The 2,951-nt window shown below is 51.7% G+C and carries 1 rRNA gene; it reads left to right on the forward strand.

The annotated features are described in order from the left end of the window. The first annotated feature begins 28 nt into the window (after positions 1-28). Positions 29-2,919 (forward strand): 23S ribosomal RNA (locus R7F07_RS24510). Positions 2,920-2,951 lie beyond the last annotated feature (32 nt).

Below are 2,951 nucleotides of genomic sequence, written 5' to 3' on the forward strand. Positions count from 1 at the left end.
ATCAACTCGAAACTCCTTCGGGTTGTATGGTTAAGTGACTAAGCGTACACGGTGGATGCCTTGGCAGTCAGAGGCGATGAAGGACGTATTAACTTGCGATAAGCCCAGATTAGGTAGTAAAAACCATTTGAGTCTGGGATTTCCGAATGGGGAAACCCACTTACATAAGTAAGTATCGTTATGTGAATACATAGCATAACGAGGCGAACCGGGGGAACTGAAACATCTAAGTACCCCGAGGAAAAGAAATCAACCGAGATTCCGAAAGTAGCGGCGAGCGAAATTGGACTAGCCCTTAAGCTTTACACGCGTTAGACGAACAGCCTGGAAAGGCCGACGATACAGGGTGATAGTCCCGTAGTTGACGACGTGTGTTCAGTGAAATCGAGTAGGGCGGGACACGTGATATCCTGTCTGAATATGGGGGGACCATCCTCCAAGGCTAAATACTACTGACTGACCGATAGTGAACCAGTACCGTGAGGGAAAGGCGAAAAGAACCCCTGTGAGGGGAGTGAAATAGAACCTGAAACCGTGTACGTACAAGCAGTAGGAGCAGGCTTTGTCCTGTGACTGCGTACCTTTTGTATAATGGGTCAGCGACTTATATTCAGTGGCAAGGTTAACCATCTAGGGGAGCCGTAGGGAAACCGAGTCTTAACTGGGCGTTCAGTCTCTGGATATAGACCCGAAACCAGGTGATCTAGCCATGGGCAGGTTGAAGGTTGAGTAACATCAACTGGAGGACCGAACCGACTAATGTTGAAAAATTAGCGGATGACTTGTGGCTAGGGGTGAAAGGCCAATCAAACCTGGAGATAGCTGGTTCTCCCCGAAAGCTATTTAGGTAGCGCCTCGGACGAATACTACTGGGGGTAGAGCACTGTTAAGGCTAGGGGGTCATCCCGACTTACCAACCCTTTGCAAACTCCGAATACCAGTAAGTACTATCCGGGAGACACACGGCGGGTGCTAACGTCCGTCGTGGAGAGGGAAACAACCCAGACCGCCAGCTAAGGTCCCAAATTACTACTAAGTGGGAAACGATGTGGGAAGGCTCAGACAGCCAGGATGTTGGCTTAGAAGCAGCCATCATTTAAAGAAAGCGTAATAGCTCACTGGTCGAGTCGGCCTGCGCGGAAGATGTAACGGGGCTAAGTAGTAAACCGAAGCTGCGGCAATGCACTTTAGTGCATTGGGTAGGGGAGCGTTCTGTAAGCGGTTGAAGGTGTGTGGTAACGCATGCTGGACGTATCAGAAGTGCGAATGCTGACATGAGTAACGATAAAGGGGGTGAAAAACCTCCTCGCCGGAAGACCAAGGGTTCCTGTCCAACGTTAATCGGGGCAGGGTAAGTCGACCCCTAAGGCGAGGCCGAAAGGCGTAGTCGATGGGAAACGGGTTAATATTCCCGTACTTCTTACAATTGCGATGGGGGGACGGAGAAGGCTAGGTGGGCCTGGCGACGGTTGTCCAGGTTCAAGTGCGTAGGCTGAAGAGTTAGGTAAATCCGGCTCTTTCTAAGGCTGAGACACGACGTCGAGCACCTACGGGTGTGAAGTCATTGATGCCATGCTTCCAGGAAAAGCCTCTAAGCTTCAGATTGTAAGGAATCGTACCCCAAACCGACACAGGTGGTCGGGTAGAGAATACCAAGGCGCTTGAGAGAACTCGGGTGAAGGAACTAGGCAAAATGGTACCGTAACTTCGGGAGAAGGTACGCTCTCGACGGTGAAGTCCCTCGCGGATGGAGCTATTGAGAGTCGCAGATACCAGGTGGCTGCAACTGTTTATTAAAAACACAGCACTGTGCAAAATCGCAAGATGACGTATACGGTGTGACGCCTGCCCGGTGCCGGAAGGTTAATTGATGGGGTTAGACTTCGGTCGAAGCTCTTGATCGAAGCCCCGGTAAACGGCGGCCGTAACTATAACGGTCCTAAGGTAGCGAAATTCCTTGTCGGGTAAGTTCCGACCTGCACGAATGGCGTAATGATGGCCACGCTGTCTCCACCCGAGACTCAGTGAAATTGAAATCGCTGTGAAGATGCAGTGTACCCGCGGCTAGACGGAAAGACCCCGTGAACCTTTACTACAGCTTGGCACTGAACATTGACCCTACATGTGTAGGATAGGTGGGAGGCTTTGAAGCGCAGTCGCTAGATTGCGTGGAGCCGTCCTTGAAATACCACCCTTGTAGTGTTGATGTTCTAACGTCGACCCCTTATCGGGGTTGCGGACAGTGCCTGGTGGGTAGTTTGACTGGGGCGGTCTCCTCCCAAAGCGTAACGGAGGAGCACGAAGGTGGGCTAATCACGGTTGGACATCGTGAGGTTAGTGCAATGGCATAAGCCCGCTTGACTGCGAGAATGACAATTCGAGCAGGTGCGAAAGCAGGTCATAGTGATCCGGTGGTTCTGAATGGAAGGGCCATCGCTCAACGGATAAAAGGTACTCCGGGGATAACAGGCTGATACCGCCCAAGAGTTCATATCGACGGCGGTGTTTGGCACCTCGATGTCGGCTCATCACATCCTGGGGCTGAAGTCGGTCCCAAGGGTATGGCTGTTCGCCATTTAAAGTGGTACGCGAGCTGGGTTTAGAACGTCGTGAGACAGTTCGGTCCCTATCTGCCGTGGGCGTTGGAGAATTGAAAGGGGCTGCTCCTAGTACGAGAGGACCGGAGTGGACGAACCTCTGGTGTTCGGGTTGTGTCGCCAGACGCATTGCCCGGTAGCTAAGTTCGGGATCGATAACCGCTGAAAGCATCTAAGCGGGAAGCGAGCCTTGAGATGAGTTCTCCCTGATACTTTAAGTATCCTAAAGGGTTGTCGTAGACTACGACGTTGATAGGCAGGGTGTGTAAGCGTTGTGAGGCGTTGAGCTAACCTGTACTAATTGCCCGTGAGGCTTAACCATACAACACCCAAGGGGTTTTGATGGACTCAATG

The sequence above is a fragment of the Vibrio sp. YT-16 genome, assembly GCF_033337405.1.
GTDB lineage: Bacteria > Pseudomonadota > Gammaproteobacteria > Enterobacterales > Vibrionaceae > Vibrio > Vibrio alginolyticus.